The 23,705-nt window shown below is 34.7% G+C and carries 25 protein-coding genes, 5 pseudogenes and 1 riboswitch; of the genes and pseudogenes, 24 read left to right on the top strand and 6 right to left on the bottom strand.

Annotated elements, in window-relative coordinates; all coding sequences use genetic code 11:
• The first annotated feature begins 11 nt into the window (after nt 1-11).
• The 4 genes and pseudogenes from J4P91_RS04560 (at nt 12) to J4P91_RS04545 (ending at nt 3,656) form a co-directional block, all read left to right on the top strand.
• A pseudogene (locus tag J4P91_RS04560) lies at nt 12-879 on the top strand (carbon-nitrogen family hydrolase).
• A 73-nt stretch (nt 880-952) separates the two neighbouring features.
• Nucleotides 953-1,094: riboswitch (SAM riboswitch) on the top strand.
• Nucleotides 1,095-1,184: 90 nt separating this feature from the next.
• On the top strand, nt 1,185-2,366 hold the full coding sequence (gene mtnK, locus J4P91_RS04555; protein ID WP_207993077.1) for an S-methyl-5-thioribose kinase: 1,182 nt from the start codon (nt 1,185-1,187) through the stop codon (nt 2,364-2,366).
• Nucleotides 2,363-3,418 (top strand): S-methyl-5-thioribose-1-phosphate isomerase, encoded by a 1,056-nt coding sequence (gene mtnA / locus J4P91_RS04550; RefSeq protein WP_207993076.1) that lies wholly within the window; start codon nt 2,363-2,365, stop codon nt 3,416-3,418. The genes mtnK and mtnA overlap by 4 nt, the downstream gene beginning before the upstream one ends.
• 76 nt (nt 3,419-3,494) lie before the next feature.
• Complete coding sequence (locus tag J4P91_RS04545; RefSeq protein WP_017151057.1) at nt 3,495-3,656, top strand: YvrJ family protein; 162 nt, start codon at nt 3,495-3,497, stop codon at nt 3,654-3,656.
• A 53-nt stretch (nt 3,657-3,709) separates the two neighbouring features.
• On the opposite strand, the gene J4P91_RS04540 is transcribed toward J4P91_RS04545, so the two are convergent.
• Nucleotides 3,710-4,486, bottom strand: a complete 777-nt coding sequence (locus J4P91_RS04540) for a 3-hydroxybutyrate dehydrogenase (protein ID WP_207993075.1) — start codon at nt 4,484-4,486, stop codon at nt 3,710-3,712.
• Between the two features lie 165 nt (nt 4,487-4,651).
• On the opposite strand from J4P91_RS04540, the gene J4P91_RS04535 reads away from it, so the two are divergent.
• The 3 genes and pseudogenes from J4P91_RS04535 to J4P91_RS04525 all read left to right on the top strand — a co-directional run.
• Nucleotides 4,652-4,984, top strand: coding sequence for a PadR family transcriptional regulator (locus J4P91_RS04535; protein WP_207993074.1), 333 nt, complete (start codon nt 4,652-4,654; stop codon nt 4,982-4,984).
• Complete coding sequence (locus J4P91_RS04530; RefSeq protein ID WP_207993073.1) at nt 4,984-5,751, top strand: DUF1129 domain-containing protein; 768 nt, start codon at nt 4,984-4,986, stop codon at nt 5,749-5,751. The genes J4P91_RS04535 and J4P91_RS04530 overlap by 1 nt, the downstream gene beginning before the upstream one ends.
• A 12-nt stretch (nt 5,752-5,763) precedes the next feature.
• Nucleotides 5,764-5,991, top strand: a pseudogene (locus J4P91_RS04525) (hypothetical protein); the annotation flags it as partial.
• A 160-nt stretch (nt 5,992-6,151) separates the two neighbouring features.
• Here J4P91_RS04525 and J4P91_RS04520 read toward each other — a convergent pair.
• Nucleotides 6,152-6,772, bottom strand: a complete 621-nt coding sequence (locus J4P91_RS04520; RefSeq protein WP_017151061.1) for an ImmA/IrrE family metallo-endopeptidase — start codon at nt 6,770-6,772, stop codon at nt 6,152-6,154.
• 448 nt (nt 6,773-7,220) lie between these two features.
• On the opposite strand from J4P91_RS04520, the gene J4P91_RS04515 reads away from it, so the two are divergent.
• The 3 genes from J4P91_RS04515 (at nt 7,221) to J4P91_RS04505 (ending at nt 9,404) form a co-directional block, all read left to right on the top strand.
• Nucleotides 7,221-7,514 carry a DUF3928 family protein gene (locus J4P91_RS04515; protein WP_017151062.1) on the top strand — a complete coding sequence of 98 codons (294 nt, stop codon included), beginning with the start codon at nt 7,221-7,223 and terminating at the stop codon, nt 7,512-7,514.
• A gap of 125 nt (nt 7,515-7,639) precedes the next feature.
• Nucleotides 7,640-8,089, top strand: a complete 450-nt coding sequence (locus J4P91_RS04510; protein ID WP_207993072.1) for an NUDIX hydrolase — start codon at nt 7,640-7,642, stop codon at nt 8,087-8,089.
• Nucleotides 8,090-8,228: 139 nt separating this feature from the next.
• Complete coding sequence (locus tag J4P91_RS04505) at nt 8,229-9,404, top strand: acetyl-CoA C-acetyltransferase (protein ID WP_017151064.1); 1,176 nt, start codon at nt 8,229-8,231, stop codon at nt 9,402-9,404.
• Between the two features lie 63 nt (nt 9,405-9,467).
• Here J4P91_RS04505 and J4P91_RS04500 read toward each other — a convergent pair whose 3' ends face one another.
• Nucleotides 9,468-10,220: an AAA family ATPase gene (locus J4P91_RS04500; protein ID WP_207993071.1), complete on the bottom strand. Its 753-nt coding sequence runs from the start codon at nt 10,218-10,220 to the stop codon at nt 9,468-9,470.
• Nucleotides 10,221-10,719: 499 nt separating this feature from the next.
• Here J4P91_RS04500 and J4P91_RS29675 point away from each other — a divergent pair, with 499 nt between their 5' ends.
• The 3 genes from J4P91_RS29675 to J4P91_RS04485 all read left to right on the top strand — a co-directional run bounded on the left by J4P91_RS29675 (nt 10,720) and on the right by J4P91_RS04485 (nt 12,082).
• Complete coding sequence (locus J4P91_RS29675) at nt 10,720-10,929, top strand: DUF4184 family protein (RefSeq protein ID WP_374192012.1); 210 nt, start codon at nt 10,720-10,722, stop codon at nt 10,927-10,929.
• Nucleotides 10,930-11,063: 134 nt separating this feature from the next.
• Nucleotides 11,064-11,816 (top strand): DUF4352 domain-containing protein, encoded by a 753-nt coding sequence (locus J4P91_RS04490; RefSeq protein WP_017151066.1) that lies wholly within the window; start codon nt 11,064-11,066, stop codon nt 11,814-11,816.
• Between the two features lie 80 nt (nt 11,817-11,896).
• Nucleotides 11,897-12,082 carry a hypothetical protein gene (locus J4P91_RS04485; protein ID WP_017151067.1) on the top strand — a complete coding sequence of 62 codons (186 nt, stop codon included), beginning with the start codon at nt 11,897-11,899 and terminating at the stop codon, nt 12,080-12,082.
• 33 nt (nt 12,083-12,115) lie between these two features.
• On the opposite strand, the gene J4P91_RS04480 is transcribed toward J4P91_RS04485, so the two are convergent.
• The gene (locus tag J4P91_RS04480) at nt 12,116-12,553 is read right to left on the bottom strand and encodes a DUF3997 domain-containing protein (protein ID WP_017151068.1); all 438 of its coding nucleotides are present in this window, start codon (nt 12,551-12,553) and stop codon (nt 12,116-12,118) included.
• A 145-nt stretch (nt 12,554-12,698) separates the two neighbouring features.
• On the opposite strand from J4P91_RS04480, the gene J4P91_RS04475 reads away from it, so the two are divergent.
• From J4P91_RS04475 to J4P91_RS04465, 3 genes are all read left to right on the top strand, one after another.
• Nucleotides 12,699-13,154: an RDD family protein gene (locus J4P91_RS04475; protein ID WP_017151069.1), complete on the top strand. Its 456-nt coding sequence runs from the start codon at nt 12,699-12,701 to the stop codon at nt 13,152-13,154.
• 329 nt (nt 13,155-13,483) lie between these two features.
• Nucleotides 13,484-13,582 (top strand): flagellar motor protein, encoded by a 99-nt coding sequence (locus tag J4P91_RS04470; protein WP_207993069.1) that lies wholly within the window; start codon nt 13,484-13,486, stop codon nt 13,580-13,582.
• Nucleotides 13,583-13,647: 65 nt separating this feature from the next.
• Nucleotides 13,648-14,157, top strand: a complete 510-nt coding sequence (locus J4P91_RS04465; RefSeq protein WP_017151072.1) for an SDR family NAD(P)-dependent oxidoreductase — start codon at nt 13,648-13,650, stop codon at nt 14,155-14,157.
• Between the two features lie 74 nt (nt 14,158-14,231).
• Here J4P91_RS04465 and J4P91_RS04460 read toward each other — a convergent pair whose 3' ends face one another.
• Entirely contained in the window at nt 14,232-15,332 is a 1,101-nt protein-coding gene (locus tag J4P91_RS04460) for an ABC transporter ATP-binding protein (protein ID WP_017151073.1), read from the bottom strand.
• Between the two features lie 265 nt (nt 15,333-15,597).
• Here J4P91_RS04460 and J4P91_RS04455 point away from each other — a divergent pair, with 265 nt between their 5' ends.
• The 7 genes and pseudogenes from J4P91_RS04455 (at nt 15,598) to J4P91_RS04420 (ending at nt 20,068) form a co-directional block, all read left to right on the top strand.
• On the top strand, nt 15,598-17,274 hold the full coding sequence (locus tag J4P91_RS04455) for a glycoside hydrolase family 13 protein (RefSeq protein WP_017151074.1): 1,677 nt from the start codon (nt 15,598-15,600) through the stop codon (nt 17,272-17,274).
• Between the two features lie 106 nt (nt 17,275-17,380).
• Nucleotides 17,381-17,534 (top strand): annotated as a pseudogene (locus J4P91_RS04450) (IS3-like element ISBt2 family transposase); the annotation flags it as partial.
• Nucleotides 17,535-17,736: 202 nt separating this feature from the next.
• Nucleotides 17,737-18,081, top strand: a pseudogene (locus tag J4P91_RS29670) (WXG100 family type VII secretion target); the annotation flags it as partial.
• Between the two features lie 18 nt (nt 18,082-18,099).
• A pseudogene (locus J4P91_RS04435) lies at nt 18,100-18,798 on the top strand (hypothetical protein); the annotation flags it as partial.
• Between the two features lie 108 nt (nt 18,799-18,906).
• A complete protein-coding gene (locus J4P91_RS04430; RefSeq protein WP_207993068.1) occupies nt 18,907-19,056 on the top strand; it encodes a hypothetical protein in 150 nt (49 codons plus the stop codon).
• Between the two features lie 53 nt (nt 19,057-19,109).
• Nucleotides 19,110-19,760, top strand: a complete 651-nt coding sequence (locus tag J4P91_RS04425) for a hypothetical protein (RefSeq protein WP_207993067.1) — start codon at nt 19,110-19,112, stop codon at nt 19,758-19,760.
• A 41-nt stretch (nt 19,761-19,801) separates the two neighbouring features.
• Entirely contained in the window at nt 19,802-20,068 is a 267-nt protein-coding gene (locus tag J4P91_RS04420; protein WP_026049161.1) for a DUF4176 domain-containing protein, read from the top strand.
• Between the two features lie 225 nt (nt 20,069-20,293).
• Here the strand turns inward: J4P91_RS04420 and J4P91_RS04415 are convergent, their stop codons facing one another.
• Entirely contained in the window at nt 20,294-22,054 is a 1,761-nt protein-coding gene (locus J4P91_RS04415; protein WP_207993066.1) for an alpha-glycosidase, read from the bottom strand.
• Between the two features lie 318 nt (nt 22,055-22,372).
• Here J4P91_RS04415 and J4P91_RS04410 point away from each other — a divergent pair, with 318 nt between their 5' ends.
• A complete protein-coding gene (locus tag J4P91_RS04410; protein ID WP_207993065.1) occupies nt 22,373-23,632 on the top strand; it encodes a sugar ABC transporter substrate-binding protein in 1,260 nt (419 codons plus the stop codon).
• Nucleotides 23,633-23,705: the final 73 nt, after the last annotated feature.

Raw genomic sequence — 23,705 nt, 5'->3', positions numbered from 1 at the left:
TTCCACCTCTTTTGAAAGTTGTTACAATTCTAGTGACAAATAATATAACCTTTCCAAGTTTTTGTAAAGAAAAAAATAATTGAAAATGGGGCGGATAAAATGAGAGTCGCATGTATTCAAATGGATATTGCTTTTGGTGATGTGAACACAAATATTGAAAATGCAAAGAAAAAAATAGGAGAAGCGATGCAAGGAAAGCCGGACGTTATCGTATTACCAGAACTTTGGACGACTGGTTATGACCTAGAAAGACTGCCGGAAATTGCAGACGGGGAGGGGATTCAAACAAAGCAGCTTCTTTCAGAATGGGCACAGCAATATGGTGTGAATATTGTTGGTGGTTCTATTGCGAAGCAAACAAAGCATGGTGTTACGAATACGATGTATACAGTGAATCGTGAGGGGAAACTGCAAAATGAGTATAGTAAAGTTCATTTATTCCAGTTGATGAATGAACATAACTATTTAATAGCAGGTGATGAAACAGGAGAATTTACATTGGATGGTGTGCAGTGCGGTGGTGTGATTTGTTACGATATTCGTTTTCCAGAATGGATGCGTGTTCATACTGTAAGAGGGGTAAATGTATTATTCGTTGTAGCAGAGTGGCCGCTTGTTCGCTTAGCTCATTGGCGTTTACTTCTTCAAGCGAGAGCGGTTGAAAATCAATGTTATGTGGTTGCATGTAATAGAGCAGGAGAGGATCCAAATAATGTGTTTGCTGGACACTCTCTTATTGTTGATCCATGGGGAGAAATTGTAGCAGAAGCAGGAGAAGAAGAATCGATTTTACATGGGAAGCTAAACTTAGAAAAAATTAAGGAAGTACGTAAGGGAATTCCTGTTTTTGCTGATCGACGTCCAGAATTGTATAAATAAAAATGTTGACAAGTGATTTTTATTCTTGTTATAGTCTGTAGCAGAAAGTTAAAAATTCAAATAAATTTTATAACTCTTATCAAGAGCAGGTGGAGGGATTTGGCCCGATGAAACCCAGCAACCGACCGTAATACCATTGTGAGATGGGGCGCTTATGCGCCAAAAAGGCACGGTGCTAATTCCAGCAGAAAGGATAGCTTTCTGACAGATAAGAGGGGAGAAGCTAAACTTCAAACCTCTTTCTTCATGGAAAGAGGTTTTTCTTATGATGAAAAACCTCTGAATTAAAAAAGGGGGATAAGAAAATGGGATATCGTTCATTAACAGAAGAAACAGCAGTTCAGTATGTAAAAGAGCATGGATATTTTGAGGAAAATGCAAAGGTAACTTGTTATGAAATAGGAGATGGAAATTTAAATTATGTATTCCAGCTTCATGATGGGGAACGCGGTATCATTGTAAAACAAGCTCTTCCATATGCAAAAGTCGTTGGAGAAAGCTGGCCACTTTCGTTAAGAAGAGCCACCATTGAAAGTCAAGCATTGCAAGTTTTTGCAAAATATGTCCCAGAATATGTTCCGAAAGTATATGGTCATGATGAAGAATTAGCTGTGACAGTAATGGAAGATTTATCAGCTCTTACAATTACTCGTAAAGGATTGATTGAAGGGGAAGACTATCCGCTTTTATCTAGGCATATTGGCCGCTTTTTAGCATACGTTCTTTTTTATACTTCAGATTTTGGTCTATTAGCAGAAGAGAAAAGGGTGTTAGATGGAAAGTTTGTCAATCCTGATCTTTGCAAAATTACAGAAGATCTTGTGTTTACAGATCCGTTTGGAAATTATGATACAAACGATTATGAGAAAGAATTGCAGCCTGTATTAGACGAACTTTGGTGTGATAAGAAATTGAAGTTACAGGTAGCGCAGTATAAATATAAATTTTTAACGAGAAAAGAAGCATTAATTCATGGAGATTTACATACAGGTAGTATTTTTTCATCATCTTCGGAAACGAAGGTAATTGATCCGGAATTTGCAACATATGGTCCATTAGGATTTGATCTAGGTCAATTCATAGCAAATCTATTATTAAATGCGTTATCAAGAGAAGAAGAGAAACGAAATATCTTATTCTATCATATTGAAAAAACATGGAATAGTTTCGTCGAAGTATTTACAAAGTTATGGTTACTAGAAGGCGTAGAAGCATATACGAAAGAGAAACAATGGTTAGCACTTGTACTGCAAAATATTTTTAGTGATGCAGTTGGTTTTACTGGTTGCGAGATCATTCGTCGAACAATTGGATTGGCACATGTGGCAGATCTAGATGGAATTAAGGATGAGAATCGAAGAATTCAAGCTAAAAAACATGCATTATATTTAGGGCGAGAATTATTGTTACATAAAACGATAAGTGCGGATATCCGCTTATTCCAAACATTATTTCAATATATTGTATCAGGGGAGGTAAAAGCATGAGTACGATAGTTGCCGTTCCGCGCTCCATAAGCTGGAAGGGAGATTCTATTGCGTTATTAAATCAAACGAGATTACCGCATGTTGTAGAATATAAAACATTAACAACTATTGAAGATGTGTGGAAAAGTATTGTGATGTTAGAAGTGCGCGGAGCACCTGCAATTGGTATTACGGCGGCTTTTGGTTTAGCACTTGCAGCAAAAAAATATAGTGTTACGAATATCACTGACTTTGAAAAAAATTTTAAAAGAGATTGTAATTATTTAGCAACCTCACGTCCGACAGCTGTTAATTTATTTTGGGCAATTGATCGTATGAGTATCGCTATTAAGAAAGCAACAACAATTAAAGAAGCAAGAAAAATACTAGAGGAAGAGGCGCTCAAAATTCAGCAGGAAGATGAAAATGTATGCCGTAGTATTGGGGAGCATGCTTTAACTAAGTTTAAAGATGGTGACCGTGTTTTGACGATTTGTAATGCTGGAAGTATAGCTACTGCCCGTTACGGAACAGCACTAGCCCCATTTTATATTGGAAAAGAGCGTGGGCTGAATTTACACGCTTATGCATGTGAAACAAGACCTGTTTTGCAAGGAGCACGTCTTACTGCATGGGAATTGCAACAAGCTGGTATTGATGTAACGCTCATTACAGACAATATGGCAGCCCAAGCGATTCGAACAAAAAATATTGCTGCTATCATTGTAGGAGCAGATCGAATTGTTGCAAATGGTGATACAGCAAATAAAATAGGAACTTTAAATTTAGCTATACTAGCAAAATATTTTCATATTCCTTTCTATGTTGCGGCTCCGCTTTCTACATTTGATATTACGAAGAAAACAGGAGCTGAAATTGTGATTGAAGAACGCGATGAAGCTGAAGTTACAAAGGTTTTTGGGAAACGAATTGCTCCAGAGGGCGTTGGTGTATATAATCCTGCATTTGATGTAACTCCTTATAGTCTTATTACTGGAATTATTACTGAAAAGGGAATTTTACAAGGGGATTATGCTGTAGAGATTGCTTCATTATTTGAAAAAACAAGCTAATGTGTAGTAGCTTGTTTTTTTACTGCCCGATTTCCTTTCTTTTGCTTATTTATTTAAAAGAAAGGAGGGGAAATAGATGGAGGAATGGATATCTATGATCGGTAATGTTGGGTTTCCAATTGTTGTAACGCTATATTTATTGCATCGTATTGAAAGTAAATTAGATGGTGTAATTGTTGCGATAGAGAAATTACCACAACAGATGACAAGATATGAAGCTCCGCATGAAACGAAGTGAAGAAAAAGGCTTATGCGCCCTAGGGCATAAGCCTTTTTCATAATTAAGAACAGCTACTGTGCTGTATAGCCTCCATCAATGACAACAGCCTGACCAGTTATTCCTTTTGTTTTTTCACTTGCTAAAAATAAAGCATAGTCAGCAATTTCCTCTACAGCTAGCAATCGTTTTTGTGGTACGAGTGGATAAATAACATCTTCTAATACACGCTCTAGTGGAACATTTCTTGTTGTTGCTAAATCTTGGAGTTGGTTTCGAACAAGCGGTGTATCAACATAGCCGGGGCAGAGCGCATTTACTGTAATCCCATGTGTAGCTCCCTCTAAAGCGGCAACCTTTGTTAAACCAATTACACCATGTTTCGCACTATTATAGGCAGCTTTTCCAGCGAAGCCGACGAGTCCATTAATAGAGGCAACATTAATAATGCGTCCATACTTTTGCTTTTTCATAATTGGAAAAGCATGTTTTATTGCGATAAAAGGTGCAATTTGCATAATTTTAATAAGAAGTTCAAACTTATCGGTTGGGAATTCTTCAATTGGCGAGACGTGTTGCATACCAGCATTATTTATTAATACATCAAGTGAGCCGAATTTTGTAACAGTTTCAGAAATAGCTTCGGATATTTCTTGCTCAGATGTAACATCACATCTTAGTCCTATTGCTTCATATCCTTTCCTGCATAATTGTTCAGCCGCTTCCTTCGCACGATCTTCAAGGCGATCACTAATCACCACTTTTGCTCCTTCTTTCGCAAAAGCATTTCCCATTTCATAACCTATTCCACTTGCAGCACCTGTTAAAAAGACGACACGATTTGAAAGCATGATGAGAGCACTCCCTTATATATAAGATTTGTCTTATTGCTCTATTTAGAGGGAATGCAATGAAAATCCTGCAAAGATTTGGAAAAGATATATCGGACTATTTTGTAAAGTAAGATACTTACGCTTATCTATCTTGTAAAACAAGGTAGAGGGAGGATTCGGATTATGTCGAAAAGTCAAATGCTGAAAGGGATTTTAGAAGGGTGTCTCCTTGGCATCATTTCTGAAGGCGAAATATATGGCTATGAAATGAGTGAAAAGCTAGCCAAGTATGGTTTCACAATGGCAAGTGAAGGAAGTATTTATCCGTTATTAATACGGATGCAAAAGGAAGGATTAATAACAAGTACAATGAAGGAATCTCCATCTGGTCCAAAGCGAAAATATTATACATTAACAGAAAAAGGTGAAGATGCACTAGATGAGTTTATGGATCGCTGGGAAGCGATGCAAAGTAGTGTAGAGCGTCTGTTGAAAGGGAAGGGGAGACGAAGATAATGCTATCTACTGAAGCAAGAAGTTTCTTATTGAATATGAGAGTGTTTTTAACAGCAAAGGGTATAAAAGAAAGTGATGCTGAGAGTTTTTTAGAGGACGCTGAACTACATTTAATGGAAGGCGAGAATGAAGGGAAAAGCGTGCAAGATATTTTTGGAAGCTCACCGAAAGAATATGCAAATGAACTTGTTAAAGTAATGGAAAAAGATCGAAGAGAGAGCTGGAAACAAATCGGATATACAGTGATGAATATTGTTTCGTTTTGGATTATTGCCTCTATTTTAATTGTAAATGATAACGGGCAATTACAGATTTCATTCGTTCAATGTATTGGGTATGGTATGGCATTAATGATTGTACTTGTAGCACCTAATATAGCTTTTCGGAAAATGGCCTTTCGGATAGGGTTTATAAAACAATGGTTTATTCAAGTTTTATTGATGGTAATTCCAATGTTTTTATTAGGGGCAGTAATTATACTCGATATGATGTATCCTACACGGATGATTGGATTAACTCAGTTGCAAGGCTATATGATAGCTGGCGTAATTTTCATAGTAACAGTAATTACAAATGTGCATTTTGAAGGGTGGTTTAAAGTTTTATATTTAGTCGTTCCACTTTCTATCATGTTTGTTTTTAAAACATTTACGTCAGAAGATTTAATTCCGATGTTATTTCAGATTGTGTGCTTATATGGCAGCCTATTTATTCTTATTTTCATTGAGTTTATGATGAAGGCGAATAAAAGAGAGTCAGCTAGATAGGGAGGGGAAATGATGCAAATTTCTAAAGAAGGTGACAAGTTTTTAATTGATACGAAAGTGTATTTATTAACAAAAGGAATTAAGAAAGAAGATGTAAATGCATTTTTAGAAGATGCAGAGCTTCATTTAATAGAAGGAGAGAAGCAAGGGAAGACCGTAAGAGATGTCTTTGGGGATTCACCGAAAGAATTTGCAAAACAGCTTGCAAGTGAAATGGAAGTAGATAAAAGGGGAATTATAGCTGGTTGATTTATTTAATTGTGAATGTGGTAACATTTACGATGATAAAAAGTATTTCCAAAGAAATATGATAAGAGGATATAGGGAGAATACTTTTCTATTTGTGATACAATATTCCTTATAATCAGATTGGAATAAAACACTTTAAACAGTAACAATTTTAGTTGCTGTTTTTTCTGTTTAATAATGGGCTTTGTAAAGCAAGGTGCTTCTGCTCTTTTGTTAATAACGACTCAATTTGGACTCTGTCAGGACGAGGAACAATTGGGTGCATGAGATTACTTGAAGAAGGATGGTGTTCAGATCCAGTTGGAGAATGTGGATCTGCATGGGTCAGTTTTCCGTTAATACGCCTTGTAAATAAAATATGTCCTATTTCATGAGCAAGTGTATATATGTTTTTCATAGGAGAAGCAGCATTAGTAAGAATGATATAACCTGTGAGGATTTGGTTAATAACCAATGAATAGGCACATGCAATTACGGACTGCTCTTTAAAATAATTACTTCCAATGTAACAAATATAAATATCACAATTTGGAACTTGTGATGAGCAGGTGTTAAAAAAAGAAGAAACTTTTGGTTGGTTTTGGATAGAATCAATATAACTAATTTCACCATCGTGAAATCTAAATGATTCCTTTAGTATAATGACATCTTTAATTTGAAATGAAATTGGCTTCCATATTGATTCAGCAACTGCTAAGTCTTTGGTGATACGGTCGTCTGTAATATCGGAGCCTGGGGCAATGCAAATACATATATTTACGTATGGATCCATTAGAAACACCTCAAATGGAAAACAGTTTATTGATATACTATGTGACGGGAAAGTGATATGTATGGATATAAATCCTATAAATGGGTTTATTTTAAAAAGTTGGAATTGACGAAAAAACTTTTATATATTTATATTATAATTTATGCGGATTGAGAGAAGGTACATAAATGAAGGGATTCAAACAAAAGCTCACCTGTTTCGTTTTTTAGCAGCATTATGTTTTAGTAGTGGGCTTGCTTGTAATAGCATAATAGAAAACGCAGTAATTACAGGAGTATTATTCGGCGTAACTTGTTTATTAATAGCTGTGTTTTTAACTGAGAAGAAGAATATAGATTAATGAACAATGTGAATATAAAAATGAACTAAAGAAGTCAGAAAATATTCATAGTTGGATAAAGTTGTATATAGTCTTTTCTGCTATAGTAAAAGAAAAGGGGGAGAATTTATGTACACATTAAAAATTGTGTCAGATCGAGAGGCTGTTTATCAGTTTGCAAGTTATGTAAGAGTGGTTCAAGGGGTAGAGAATGTGCATGTGGAGGTTGGAGAAGCTTTATATGAACATCCACTTATGAAATTTTATGTACATGTAACGATTGAAGAGACATATGAAAAGCAAAAAGTATTACAGGAAATTGCTCGATTAGTAGAATTAGGGCGTTTTACATATGTTCATTATCGAAATGAAGAGATTGAAAAGGCATTTGAAGCAGTTAAATATGAAAGTTTTCGAAAATAAAAGTAATGAAAAGGGAGCGAATGCTCCCTTTTTTTGCTAGTAGGAATATTTTTTTACATGGCACAAAAAAAGAAGAAATTTTGCTATGATAAGGAAGGAGAGATAAGGAGAGGAGAGTTTATACGATGGGGTATATCGAAGAGTTACGAAAATCAGTCGGTACAAGGCCGTTAATTCTTGTAGGATCAGCAGTAATTATTTTAAATGAAAAACAAGAAGTATTGCTTCAATACCGTTCGGATACATATGATTGGGGTGTACCAGGTGGTGCAATGGAGTTAGGTGAAACAACGGAAGAAACGGCTCGACGAGAGCTTTTTGAAGAAACAGGATTAGAAGCGAAGACGTTGCAGTTTCTTGGTGTTCTTTCTGGGAAAGATGTATATTATCGCTACCCAAATGGGGATGAAATTTATAATGTGATTCATCTATACCAAGCGCATCACGTGAATGGAGAAATAGAGCTTGATGAAGAAGGACTGGATCTCAAGTATTTTCCTGCTGAAAAGTTACCGAGTTTAAATAAAACAACAGAGAGAATTTTACAAAAATTTTTATATGCATTAACAGAATAGAGGGTTAATTTCCTCTATTTTTATTATATTAAATATTTTGATTTTTTAGTATGTTTGTAGTATGATAAGTTTAGATATACATCTTATGCTATTCCATCCAAAAATTTACTAGGGTACATAAGAGAGGGGCAAGTGCAAGATGCATAATGTTGTCATTACAGCTGCAGTTCGTTCGCCAATTGGAACTTTTGGAGGAGCGCTAAAAAATGTAACGCCAGTAGAATTAGCTGTTCCTGTACTTCAAGAAGCTGTCAAAAGAGGCGGAGTAGATCCTCATGAAGTGGATGAAGTCATTTTAGGACACTGTATTCAAAGAACAGATGAAGCAAATACAGCGCGAACAGCTGCATTAGCAGCAGGATTTCCAGAAACAGTTACAGGTTATACAATTCAGCGTCAATGTTCTTCAGGTATGCAAGCGATTATGTCAGCAGCAATGCAAATTCAGTTAGGTGTAAGTGATGTTGTTGTTGCAGGTGGAGTAGAAGCGATGAGCTCAAGCCCTTATGCATTAAAACAGCACCGATGGGGGCAGCGTCTTCAGCATGGAGAAATTCGTGATACGGTGTGGGAAGTTTTAGAAGATCCGATCCATCATATTATGATGGGAGAAACAGCTGAAAATTTAGTTGAACAATATGAAATTACAAGAGAGGAACAAGATGAAGTTGCACTGCGTAGCCATCAATTAGCGATTCAGGCAATTGAATCAGGTTATTTTGATGAACAAATTGTTCCTATTACAATAAAAGAACGTAGAAAAGAAGTAGTATTTTCAAAAGATGAACATCCACGTACAGATATTACAGCCGAAAAATTGGCGGGGCTAAAACCAGCATTTCGTAAAGGTGGATCCGTAACGGCAGGGAATGCATCCGGTATTAATGATGGAAGTGCGGTTTTAGTATTAATGAGTGAAGAAAAAGCTAAGGAGAAAGGTTTACAACCATTAGCTAGAATTGTTGGCTATTCTGTAGCTGGAGTAGATCCAAAGATTATGGGAATTGGTCCAGCACCAGCAATTCGTAAAGGATTAGAGAAAGTAAATTGGTCATTAGAAGATGCTGATTTATTAGAAATTAACGAAGCTTTTGCGGCACAATATTTAGCAGTTGAGAAGGAACTTGGATTAAACCGTGAGAAAGTAAACGTCAACGGAAGTGGTGTTGGCCTTGGACATCCAATTGGCTGCACAGGAGCACGTATTACAGTAAGTTTAATTCACGAATTAAAAAGACGAGGTTTAGAAAAAGGGATTGCTTCTCTTTGTGTCGGTGGTGGCATTGGAGTAGCACTATTTGTAGAAGCACTATAAAAAAGAAGAAGCAGCGAGCTGCTTCTTCTTTTTTGCTATCAACGAGCAATATTACGTTTCACTTTATGATTGGAACAAATGATGAAACAAGCGATCACGATTCTCGAAAAAGAGTTTCATCGTTTGATAATGCTCAGTTTCTTCTAGCGTTGCTTCAGTGATTCCTTCTTGTGAGAAAGAATATATACTGGACTCTGGATAAGCCATCAAAATAGGAGAGTGAGTTGCGATAATGAATTGTGATCCTTGCTCTGCTAATTCATGCATCCGAATGAGCATAGAAAGCTGTCTCATTGGAGATAAGGCTGCTTCAGGCTCGTCTAAAATATATAAGCTTTGTCCTGAAAAACGATTCATAAATAAGGAAAAGAATGATTCTCCATGTGATTGATCATGTAAGGATATACCACCATATGAATCAATAACCTTGCCTCCCCCTAATGGTTCAGAATCAATTTCATCGATATAAGAAGCAACATTATAAAATGATTCTGCTCGTAGAAAGAACCCATCTTTTGGTGTCGCGACGTTTTTTGCTACGCGAATATACTTATGTAAAGATGAATGGGAATCATGTGTAGTGAAACGGAAATTTTTTGTCCCACCTTCCGCGTTAAATCCTAAAGCGACAGCAATTGCTTCTAACAATGTTGATTTGCCAGTTCCGTTTTCTCCGATTATAAATGTTACATTTGGATGAAAATCTAGTGATTGTAGTGTTCGGATAGCGGGTAAGCAATATGGATAGACGGAAAAATTAGGGATATGTTCTTTTTGTAAGGAGACGTTCTTTAGAAAGGTTGTATACTCATTCAAAATATATACCTCAATTCGTTGAAGATTTTGTTTCTAATATAGCAGTAAGTACAAAAATCAGATAACTTGCAAATAAAATGACAAATTGTAAAACCGGGAAATCTAGTCCTTCCCAGACATAGGTGTTTCTTTTTATAATAAAAATCAGTATAGTAGCCATAAAACCTAGTAGACTTGGAATATGCTTTACTATTTTTATATGTTTCCATAGAAAAAGCCCATATACGTGGTTATAAAAAGTCCTAATAGAATAAGGAGAAATACGAGTATGAGTGGCAACATTACATCACCTCTTTTTCCTGAAAATTACATTTAAATTATATCATTTAAAGTGTAGATATTCCAATGTCAAAATAAGTATTGCATATAAAGCAATGCTATCGTTATGATAGATTGTATTCTATATAAATCTATTTTGACTTTTCAACATATAAGTCGCTGCTACGAAGAACAAAAGGGGGCTGCCTCGTTCCTCTCTTTGTTATGAGTCTACCTTTGTATTTATTCGATATCAATATATAAATTTATGCAGCATAGGAGTACATGTCTTGGCTTTGTATTCATTATATTTGTTCTTTTGAAATATAGAGATTCTCAATCAAAAGTAGATATGATTTCAGTAAGAGAGAAAAGGAAATACTGGGGATGGTCAATGATTACAGTGCTTCGCGTGTTTACTGCACATGCATTGTTAGATCTACATTTCTAAATTTTACAAATAGGGAGTATAATAGTATCTGGACTTACAAGTGTTTTTTGTGGTATATTCATTGTTTTAGCAGTATATAAAATAAGGGAATAATCTAGTTAATTATGAATGAGAGTGTTAGGAGTAATAAGAAGATGAAAATATGGAAAAGTATTTGTATTTTATGTAGTTTTCTCATTATACTAAGTGGTTGCTTCCATAAGGAAGAAAAAAAAGAAGTTAAGAAGAAAGAATCAATTCCAGAGACGACTGAATATGGTGGCAAGGAATTAAAGAAGGTTGGACAGGCTGTAAAAGAAAAAGGATGGGGAACATTTAAATTAGAGCAACTAAAACATGTGAATCAAACGTTTGAAGTAGCTCCAATGAAAATTCATGTGCAAGATGTAAAGGTCATCGCATTATCACAAATGAGTCAAGATGCAAAAGATACATTGAAGGTATATACAGCATTAAGTCCAGAAGAAGTGCAACGCAGACTTGGTGATAAAGTTAATCGAGAAGATGCTGAGTTGTACGCTTCGTTAAGTGGAAAAGACATTGAAGATAAAGTACGTTATGTCGAAATTACATATAAGGTAGAAAATAGTGGAGATAAAGACATACAGTTTTTCTCTATGAATGATGTTACGATTAATGGAACACAGCAATTTAATGTCCCAAAACAAAACTTCTTATATGAAGAGGATACGCTTGTAGGTACAAAAAGTGTTACAAGTGAAGAGTATAAACCAGGCGAGACAAGGGAAGGAATAATTGGATTAATACTCGAGGATGAGAAAAAAGAGGTTACTCAAATCGCATTTACAACAGATGTTCTTGCAACGGGTGATACACATGAAACTGTTGTAGAACCACAAACATTTAACATCTCACTGTCTAAGTGAGATGTTTTTTGTATAGAAAATGAACAGGAAATTTGTCAAATCAAAGCGAATGTATTATAAAGTGCAAAGGGGGAAGAAAAATGGAAAAAAGATGTTACGAATGCGGTAGTAAAGAGATAGAAAAAGCAACGATAGCACCAAATCAAAAAAACTATCTTACTTTATTTGCACAAACAGTCGCAGAGGTAGAAATTTGTAAAAAATGCGGTACTGTTATCACAATAAAAGAGGAGCATCCAAGTTATCAAAATCAACAGATGGACTGAAAAAGTTTTGGTTCTTGAAACAAATAGCCATTTTTAGGTGTTTGCTGACTGTTTGTTTTGCTCGTTTAAATAAACTTCTACGGTTTGTAATTGTTTAGAAATTCGAAATGCTTCCTTTTGTTCCTGAAATTGTTTTTCGTTATAAGGACCAAAACGGCGATTGTTGTTCATATCAATAATCCAATAATGTTCGCTCTGTTTATTTGTAATACTAGATTCTGGGTTATTAGGGTCAGATTTTTCTTCAATTTGTTTTGCAATAATGTATATATCGTCCCAGGCAATTTCTACAATTTTAGCTGGTACATGTTGAGTAGCGTATACAGCGTCTTGTTTTGGAAAAAGTTCAAATGCATTTCCGGAAGTATTTATTAGTTCATATTCATCATTGATGGTGTAAGCTGAATGGCTAGAGTTTGCTGCGCAACCAGTCAGCAATATAATGGTAATTACGGTCATCAATCGCTTCAATATGAGGCCCTCCTTAAAAAATGCTTGTTGTAAACATATTGTACAAGAAAAGAAAAAGAAACGCCAATATATGAGTTATTTACAATGGTTTTTAGAAATGGTACGATGAAGCAGGTAAAGAAGGATGCAAAGGAGTCGACATAAAATGAAGTTAAAGATGCATCGTCCAGCGGTGGTAATGAATCGCATAGGTGCCTCCATTATTGATATGTTTTTCATCTCGGTTATGTATGGTGCGGTTGTGGCAATTGTAACGGGAAATTATGGGGCCATTTTCAATCGTTTTAATATAAGCCTAGGTGATTACCGATATGATCTTACGCTTGTTTTTATATTAATGGCTATCTATTTTATTTTTGTTCCATTTATATGGAACGGTTGTACAATTGGTAAAAAGATTACACGAACAAAACTTATATCATTAACAAATGAAAAGTTAACAATTCAAACGCTAACAGTACGGTTCTTTGTATTGTTATTACCAAACATATTGCTACTAGGAATTCCATCTATTTGTAATGTGTATATGATGTTGTTCCGTAAAGATAACTGTGGTTTCCATGACTTAATTATGAAAACGAAAGTGATGAGTCTTGTCTAAAGAATAGTATGATAGAACGATAAAGAGTTATATTTTTTACCCCTTTTTGAATAGCAATATATTATTCAAAAAGGGGGGATTTAGGACTTATTAAAAAAATATATATACCTTTATTTTTTTGCAAAATTCGATAAGTTAAATTGGTATAATGGAGTTCATATAGGGTGGATATCCCCTATAGAGTATATCCATATTGATGTAGGATGTGTTAGAAAGTAAGCAAAAGCAAACTTTTTAACACATCCTATTTTTTGTTTTGTTAGATTGGAAATTAAGAAAATGATACAATGAATGAAACAAGTTTGTTATATAACAAGGGGGAGATCGAAATGATAGAAAGTAGCTTAATTTTTTGGGGCATACTTATTTTTATCGGTCTAGCTTTTGATCAATATAATAGTAAGAAAAAAGAGAAAACAAACAAGTAAACGATTACAAAGGGTGGTATTGACTTTTCCTGCTTGCAGAGCTACAGGCGAAAGGAGTATACTGAATGACGGTAAGACTTACAGAAGGGGTAATGACGATGAAGCTTGCAGGAAAAGTTGCCGTTGTAACTGGCGGTGGCATCGGTATTGGACGTAGTACAGCTCTTTTGTTGGCAGAACAAGGTGCAAAAGTAATTGTGACAGATATTGATAAGGAAAATGGACAAGCAACAGCAGAAGAAATTGTAGATTTAGGTGGAGAGGCACTTTTTGTTACCCATGATATGGCGAAACAAGGCGATTGGCAACATGTCATTGAAGTAGCTATTGATGCTTATAATCGTATTGATGTGCTCTTTAATAATGCTGGCTTATATAAAATAGATTCTATTTTCTCACGTCAACAAGAGAACGATTCCAATGTACTTTGTATTAATGATGTTTGGATAGAAATAAAACAATTGACATCATCTTTTATGAAACAGCAAGAAGAAGTAACGTTAACTGACTTACCTATTTTTGGTATTATCAGTGCAAAAGAACAGTCATTTCATACAGTAGGAACCCTAATATAATAGTAGAGAACCGCCCAAAATACATATGTGGACGGTTTTTTTTGTATTTGCATAATACAAAGAAAAGTGCTATTTTAGCGAATACGGTTTTCGGTTTTACTATCAAAGAAATGTGCTTTATTCATATCAAATGCAAGTTTAATTTGATCACCGTGTGTAAAGGTATGTCTTGCATCAACACGGGCTGCAAAATCTTGATTTCCAAGTTTCATATATAAAATAGATTCCGCGCCTAATAGTTCGGCAACTTCAATTTGAGTTGTAAATGTTGTCCCTTGTGAAGCTTCTAAAAATAAAAGTTCATCATGAATATCTTCTGGACGAATCCCTAGTACAACTTCTTGATTCACATAACCTTGTTCACGTAATAATTTCATTTTACCTTCAGATACTTTAATCTTTACTTTATCATCTATAATAAAGTCTTGTTCGGTTAATTTACCACGGAAGAAGTTCATTGCAGGTGAGCCAATAAATCCACCAACGAAAATGTTTTCAGGTGTTTCATAAACTTCTTTTGGTGAGCCGATTTGTTGGATTTTTCCATCTTTCATAACGACAAGGCGTGAAGCCATTGTCATCGCTTCTGTTTGATCATGTGTTACATAAATTGTTGTTGTTCCAAGTCTTTGATGTAGTTTAGAAATTTCTGAGCGCATCGCTACACGTAATTTTGCATCTAGATTTGATAACGGCTCGTCCATTAAGAAAACTTTTGCGTCACGGACAATCGCACGACCTAACGCAACACGTTGGCGCTGTCCACCAGATAATGCTTTTGGTTTTCGGTTTAAATATTCCGAAAGCCCTAAAATTTGAGCTGCGTCTTTTACACGGCGATCAATTTCGTCTTTTGGGATTTTACGAAGTTTTAATCCAAATGCCATGTTATCGTAAACGCTCATATGCGGGTAGAGAGCATAGTTTTGAAAGACCATTGCGATATCGCGATCTTTGGGAGGAACATCATTCATTACTTTACCATCAATAGAAAATTCCCCTTTTGAAATATCTTCAAGTCCAGCTACCATTCGTAATGTCGTCGATTTTCCACATCCAGATGGACCAACGAATACGATAAATTCTTTATCTTGAATGTGTAAATTGAAGTCTGTTACTGCTGTTACGTTATTATCATACATTTTATAAATATTTTCTAACTTTAGTTCTGCCATGACTTTTCCTCCTAGAAAAATTATGCAAACGTTTTCTTTGAATTCATTATAAACGAATGTTTTTGAAAAATAAATAAAAAAATAAAACGTTTTCATAGATTAGATGAAATGTTTAATAAATAAAGCTCTTTTTCTTTGAAAGTTAGCTAAACTAAGTTAGATAAATGTAAGCGCTGTTTTCATTTCTTTTAAAATCTGTTATCATTCATTAGTGAAAACGTTTGCGCCTTGGATTTTTTGATTAAAAATGAAATGGGGTAACATGATGGAAAAGCAATGGTGGAAAGAAAGTGTTGTATATCAAATTTATCCGCGTAGTTTTATGGATAGTAATGGTGATGGGATTGGTGACCTTCGCGGAATTATTGCAAAGCTTGATTATTTAAAGAAACTAGGTATAGATGTAATTTGGTTATCGCCAGTTTATGAATCTCCCAATGATGATAATGGCTATGATATTAGTGATTATCGAAAAATTATGGATGATTTTGGAACAATGAACGATTGGGACGAATTATTAAATGAAATGCATAAACGTAATATGAAATTAATGATGGATTTAGTTGTTAACCATACTTCTGATGAACATAATTGGTTTATCGAATCTCGCAAGTCAAAAGATAATCCGTATCGAGATTACTATATTTGGCGTCCTGGGAAAGAGGGAAAAGAGCCAAATAATTGGGAGGCGGCTTTTAGTGGATCCGCTTGGCAGTATGATGAAGCGACAGATGAATATTATTTACATTTATTCTCTAAAAAGCAACCAGATTTAAATTGGGATAATGAAGTAGTGCGAAAAGATGTTTATGAGATGATGGAGTTTTGGCTTGAAAAAGGCATCGATGGTTTTCGTATGGATGTGATTAACTTTATTTCTAAAACAGAGGGATTACCAACTGTGAAAACGGAGAAAGAAGGTTATGTATCAGGCCATCAATACTTTATGAATGGACCGAATATTCACACGTACTTACATGAAATGAATCAGAAGGTATTGTCAAAATACGATATTATGACAGTTGGTGAAATGCCGGGTGTAACAACAGAGGAAGCGAAACTTTATACAGCGGAAGAACGTCAAGAATTACAAATGGTATTTCAGTTTGAACATATGGATTTAGATTCTGGAGAGGGAGGAAAGTGGGATATAAAGCCATGTTCACTTCTTGCATTAAAGCAGAACTTAACAAAATGGCAGAAAGCGTTAGAACAAACAGGATGGAATAGTTTGTATTGGAATAATCATGACCAGCCTCGTGTTGTCTCTCGATTTGGTAATGATAAAGCATATCGCATAGAATCAGCGAAAATGTTAGCAACGGTACTTCATATGATGAAAGGGACTCCTTATATTTACCAAGGAGAAGAAATTGGGATGACAAATGTTCGCTTTGATTCGATTGATAAGTACCGAGATATTGAAACGCTGAATATGTACCACGAAAAAGTAATAGAGCGTGGTGAAGATAAAGAAAAAGTAATGCAATCGATTTATATAAAAGGGCGAGATAATGCTAGAACACCAATGCAATGGGATGCAACGGAATATGCTGGATTTACTACCGGGAAACCATGGATTGGATTAAACCCTAATTATAAAGAAATCAATGTAGAACAAGCATTACAAGATTCAAACTCTATTTTTTATTACTACAAGAAATTGATTGAGCTTCGTAAAAAACATGAAATCATTGTGTATGGTACATATGATTTAATTTTAGAGGATCATCCATCTATTTTTGCTTATATAAGAAAATGGGAAGATGAAGAATTACTGGTGATTGCGAACTTTACTGAGGATGAGTGTGTATTTAAAATACCGAAAGAGATAACCTATAATAGTTCAGAATTATTAATACACAATTATGATGTACAAGATGAAATAATTGAGAGTATTGATTTACAGCCATATGAAGCGAGAGTGTATAAATTAAGATAATGAAAAGCTTTGAGATGGAAATAAAGTAAAACCAATTAGTGGGACATGAACAAAACACCCCTTTAATTCGCATACTAAACATACGAATTAAAGGGGTGTTGTTCATTTGAAGAAAAGAGTTCATTATCCTGAAGAAGTGAAGTGGAAAGTAGTTGAAATGAAAAAAGAGGGTTATTTCAACCGAACGATTAGGGAGAGGTTAGGCATTAAAAATGTAAGTCAAAACATTCATGAAATGGTATTATATAAATCAGACTCATAATAAAAGAAGACGAAACATTTTGTGACAAACAACTTGTAGAATACTTCAGCATTTGTCTAACTACAGGCTTTGTTATTGAGGTACAAATGAATAAAAACAACACCACAGAAAAAAACATTTTTTATTTAAGTGATAAAAAAGTTATACATAATACGATAACAGATGTTAACGGTGAGAAACAATGTACATTTAAAGAGTGCGGAACACCTGAGGTAGCATGGGACGTAGTTAATGACACAAAGGAAAACATTGAAAACAAAGCATCAACAAGTAAGATAGCTGGTGACATTATTGGTGATGCAGCAATTGGTATTGGCTCTATCGCTGCTAGTGCTTGGACTGGCGCAGCAATCGGTACAGCAATTGGAGGGCCAGTTGGAACTGTTGTTGGAGCTGGTATTGGCTTTGGTGCTTCTGTATTCTTAAGTATGGTAACAGATGGAATTAAATTTAACAAAGGTGATTGGAATTATGATGGCAAACAGGATTCGGTAAAAGATCGAATTAAATCTGGAATAGGAACTGCATTAGATAAAATCTTTTAATTTTTCATGAGGTGCATAATGGACAAATATAACGGCAACAACATAGATGATTGCATACGAATATTGATACCATTTGATATAAGAAATATTGTTGGGGCCTTCGTATGGGGTATCATGAATGTTTTTCTACTCATCATTCTATTCATATTTCCACCGTACAGTATATATTCTTACGCGGCTCTTCCGTTTTATGTGATATGTAATCTATGGGGAATTGGGATTTTGATTTATAAGCCTCGGCAGCCTCAATTACAACATTTACTAAATACCGGATTTGTCGCATCCAGTATTTCATTTTGCACCTTTATAGCTGTTCAAAAGTTGGCTTACGAATTCGTAGAACTAGAATCACCTTTATTTTTTGTTTTATCGCTTATAGCATATGGTTTAGTTGTTTATAAATCTGAGTCATACTGGATTAAATATTTTACAGCCCGCTTAAGGAGGATAACTGATCGAGATGTAAAAGTTCCTAAAGTAGTACTCTTTTCAAGTTTAGGTTATATAATTGGTCAAGTTAGTATTGGTTTTTTGAGCCAAAAATCTATGGCGATCGTGCTGATCATTATTTTTTCATTTATTTCAGTTGTTTTCCTGGCTCTAAGTACATATTTGTACTTTTATTTTGATTTCAAAAAACAATTCATTACTTCAGGACATTCAAAAATATTACATTCTCAAAAGAAACCTAAACTTACAAGAAAGGAAAGGAGACAATAATATTGGATTATGAAACAATAGAATAACGATAAAGAAGGCAGCTTAAAATATAAATGCCAATAAAAAAGCAAACATAAACCCTCTCTTTTTAGGGGGAAAGAGCAAATGGTCGTGCATAGAAGCGGTCAGGATCTTTTCCCGCCACATGCGATGTTTAAACCAAAGGGAGAAAATGAGTGCAAGTCATGTTGTATTCTACATAGCAGCGACTTAGATGTCGAACAATTAAAATGGATTTATAAAGAGAAAATATAATCAGTTATAGGCTCTGCACTAGAAAAACTAGTTGAATTTTATGGGAGATTTATATGGAAAAATATCACGGAAAAAGCACAGAACAAATTATTCAAACATTGATGCCCTTTAGTGTTAGATCAAGTGTCATTATGGTGTGGGTTGTTATTAACTTTATGGTTTTAACGCCATTTTTATTTCCTCCGACCTTTACCATATATTTATATATAATTTTACCTTTTCTTTTGATATCTAATATATGGGGTATTTGGGTATTTTTTTATAAACCACATGAGTTAAGATTGGTACACATATTATATAATGGATTCATGGGAGCAACTTTTTCTTTTGGAAGTTTTATAGTGATTCAAAAGTTAGCTTACACTTTTATTAAGATTGAAACACCACTGTTCTTCATTGTTACTTTTTTACTTTATATTTTTACAATTTACAAACTAATTTCTCTTGGAATAACAAGTTTTTTAAGACGATTAAACAATGAGGAAATAGACAACATAAAAATTTCTCCAATTGTGTATTTTTCAGGACTGGGATATATTATTGGACAGATATGTATAGGTTCATTATCGCAAAACGCTTTAGCAATCCTCTTAATTTTAGTCTTTTCTTTACTGGCTGTTGTGTTTGGTGTATATGGCGTACATCTTTATTTTTATTTTGGTCTAAAAAAGCAACAAAACAAGTTAGATTCCTTTAATTCTTAATGTAAAACAAATACTAAATTAATAAGGAAAGGAAAAATACAATAAATTCACATCTTCTCCCTATAGGTTCTATCGTAACCTTAAAAGAAGGTACAAAGAAACTCATGATTTTCGGACGTAAACAACAAGTGGAAACAGATGATGTAAGAAAATTTGACTATATTGGATGTCCTTATCCAGAAGTCTATATTAATCCAGATTTCACTTATTTATTTAACCATGACGATATTCAAGAAGTCGTATCAGTTGGATATACAGATCAAGAAGAAAGAGCTTTTCAACAAAATATATTGTCTAAAGTAAAATAAGAAATATTCCCTTTAGAAAGCTGCTTGTTTGGGCAGCTTTTTCTATGCATTTAAGCATACTAGTGATTTGTATCAATCTTCATTCAGATCAAGGTAGCATCTATACAGCGAAAGTAAAGAAGTTAGGTAGGGGATGGGTTGTCTGTCTGTAAAAGCCTGATTGGTGAAAACTAATAATCAGTGAGGGATGAAGAACCCCCACTGATTAAAGTTGCACTTTATATTTTACCATTTCAAGATTGAAAATCCATATGGTGGAAGTGTAACCTGTAATGAGTCTGTCTCTGCAGAAAATTCTTCGTGTGTATATAAATTTACAATTTTTTTGCTTGCGATATCAAAAGGTATAGGAGCTGAGATTTGATGATTTGTTGGATTTAAAACAATGAAAATTGTTTCTTCTCCATATGTCTTCGTATAAGAAATATAACCCTGTTCGTCATTTGCTTCAATAAATTGAAATGTTCCATGGCCACCAAATGCTTTGTATTGTTTCCGTAATGAAATTAATGTTTGTATATGCTTAAACAATGCTTTATCTTGCTTATCCTCATCCCAAATCATACATTTTCGGCACTCAGGATCCATTCCGCCATCCATACCGATTTCATCACCATAATAAATGCATGGTGAACCGATGAAAGAAAGGTGAAATACATAGAGTAATTTCACTTTATCTTTATTTCCATTACAGGTTGTTAAAATTCGGGGTGTATCATGACTATCTAATAGGTGAAAAGCAGCTTCGTTTACGTTCATGGAATAGGAGTGAAGAGAAGCTGTAATTTGTTCCATAAATTCACTTGCCCTAATTGTTTCGTTTGCAAAATAAGAATGCATGGCATTGGTAACAGGATAGCTCATGACGGCATCAAATTGATCACCTTGTAACCATGGCAGAGCATCATGCCAAATTTCTCCTAAAATATAGACATCGGGATTAATTGCTTTTATTTCACTACGAAATTCTCTCCAAAAGCTATGATCGACTTCGTTTGCTACATCAAGGCGCCAGCCATCAATATGAAACTCTCGTACCCAATAAAGTCCTACTTTTAGTAAGTATTCTTTTACATCTGGATGGGATGTATTTAATTTTGGCATATATGGTGTAAAGGCAAAGGTATCGTAGTTAGGAAGTGGCTCTGTTGCTACCGGAAATTCATGAATATGAAACCATTCCTTATATAGTGATTGCGCGCCATTTTTAAGAACATCTTGAAATTTATCAAAAAAGTATCCACTATGATTAAAAACGGCATCTAGCATGACTTTTATACCGCGCTCATGGCAGGCGTTAACAAGTTTTTTGAAAGTTTCCTTCGTCCCAAATTGCGGATCAATTTCCATGTAGTCAATTGTGTCATATTTATGATTAGAGTGTGCTGAAAAGATGGGAGTGAAGTAAACCCCAGAAATGCCGAGTTTTACAAGATAATCAAGGTGCTGGATGACCCCAGCAAAATTTCCACCGAAAAAGTTAGTAGCTGTCGGATCAGTACTTCCCCATGGGAGTGTATTTACTGGATTGCATGCAGTATCTCCATTAGCAAAGCGTTCTGGAAAAATTTGATACCATACTGTATCTTTTACCCATGAAGGAGCTTTAAAAACATCCTGTTCATGAATAAATGGAAAACAAAAAAAGTTGCCAACATCATCATGAGGTGTTTTAGGGAAAAACCCGCGTTCTGTATAGATGATCATTTCTGTATTATTTTTTAGTTCAAATCCATATCGTAAGCGCTTAAATTTTGGCTCAATTGCAACGAACCAATAATCGAATAAATCTGTTGAGCCGCTTTTTTTCATCGGTATGTTTGTTGTGCTCCATTTCCCATCTTGCCATTCATAAGGATCGCCATGAATGAGTGAGACGATATCTACATCGTTTTTTTTAGTACGTAATCGAATATGAAGCGTTTTTTCATCATAAGCGTATATGTAATTATCTTTCGGCCTATGGTATATTGCTTCTTTAAACATATAGAAAATCCCCCTTTGATATCTCTATAAATAAAAATATATTGCAAACGATTGCTTTTGATATAAATTTAATATTGCTTATAAGGGTAGTATTCATTTTATATAAAGTCAATGGATAGAAAGAATAATGTCATAATTTTTTTGAAAAGTACAGAAAGAAAATATTTGCAAAATATATAAAAGAATGTATAATGATAGACAAATAGCGCAAACGTTTTCATAGATTGAAAGGTTGTTTGCGCTTCTATTAAACTATTTAGTGCAAACGTTTTCATTTTAGATTAATCATTACATATATAACTTGGGGAGGTTTTGAGGGTGAAGAAAGCATTATCATTATTAACTGTTTCAGCTTTGGCAATTGGTATGTTATCGGCATGTGGTCCGAAAGATTCAGGGAAAAAGGAAGTAAGTAAGGAAAAGAGAGATTATGATCTTCTTGTTTGGGAAGATCTTAAAAAAGGTCCTGCATTAGAACCAGCAGTAAAGAGCTTTGAAAAGAAATATAACGTGAAAGTAAAAGTGGCTGAAATTCAAATGACGGATCAAACCAAAAAACTACGTCTCGATGGTCCAGCAGGTACAGGTCCTGATGTTGTAACATTACCGCATGATCATATTGGAAATGTGGTTACTGAAGGTTTAATTGATGAAGTAAAAGTTGATGATACTGTAAAGAGCAAATTTACCGATTTATCTATAGAAGCCCAAACATATAAAGGAAAATTATATGGTTTGCCAAAGGCCATTGAAACACCTGTATTTATTTATAATAAAAAGCTTATGCCAAAGGCACCAGAAACAATGGATGAATTATATAATTTTTCGAAAGATTTCACGAAAGATGGGAAGTATGGCTTTTTAGCATTAGGAGATAATTTGTATTTTGCGAATGCATTTATGGCTGGTATGGGAGGATATGTATTTGGTGAGAAAGATGGAAAACCAAATACAGCGGATATCGGGTTAAATAGTGATGGTGCCGTAAAAGGTATGGAATACATTCAAAAATGGTACAAGGAAAAGTTATTCCCTAAAGGTATTATTGGTGAATCAGGGGGAGCGGCAGCTGATGGCTTATTTAATGAAGGTAAAGCGGCGTCTATCATGAATGGTCCATGGGCATTTCAAGCTATGGAAAAAAACGGAATCGATTACGGTGTAGCACCAATGCCAAAATTACCAAATGGCCAACCGATGAAAACTTTTGTTGGTGTAAAAGGATGGCATGTAACAAGCTTTTCAAAAAATAAAGATTTAGCAACGAAATTTGTTGATTGGGTAACAAATGAAGAAAATGCAAAAATTCGTTATGAAAAATCAAAAGAAATTCCTCCTGTAAAATCATTAATGGAAGATCCAATGATTAAAGACAGTGAAGCTGCAAAAGCGATAACTACACAGGCTGAGACAGGTATTCCGATGCCGAATATTCCCGAAATGCAAGAAGTATGGGAGCCAGCAAGATTTGCATTAGAGTTACTTGCAGCCGGAAAACAAGAACCGAAAGCAGCACTCGATGAAGCTGTGAAACAAATTAAAGGAAATATTGAAGCGAACCATAGTAAGAAAAAATAAGATGGAATTCGTGTCTCTCGTAAAAGAGAGACACGAATTCTCCTCCTTCCAAGGGGAAGAAAAAAGGGGGAAG

Source organism: Bacillus sp. XF8 (assembly GCF_017498755.1).
Taxonomy (GTDB): Bacteria; Bacillota; Bacilli; order Bacillales; family Bacillaceae_G; genus Bacillus_A; species Bacillus_A bingmayongensis.
This window is presented reverse-complemented; position numbering and strand designations above follow the sequence as displayed.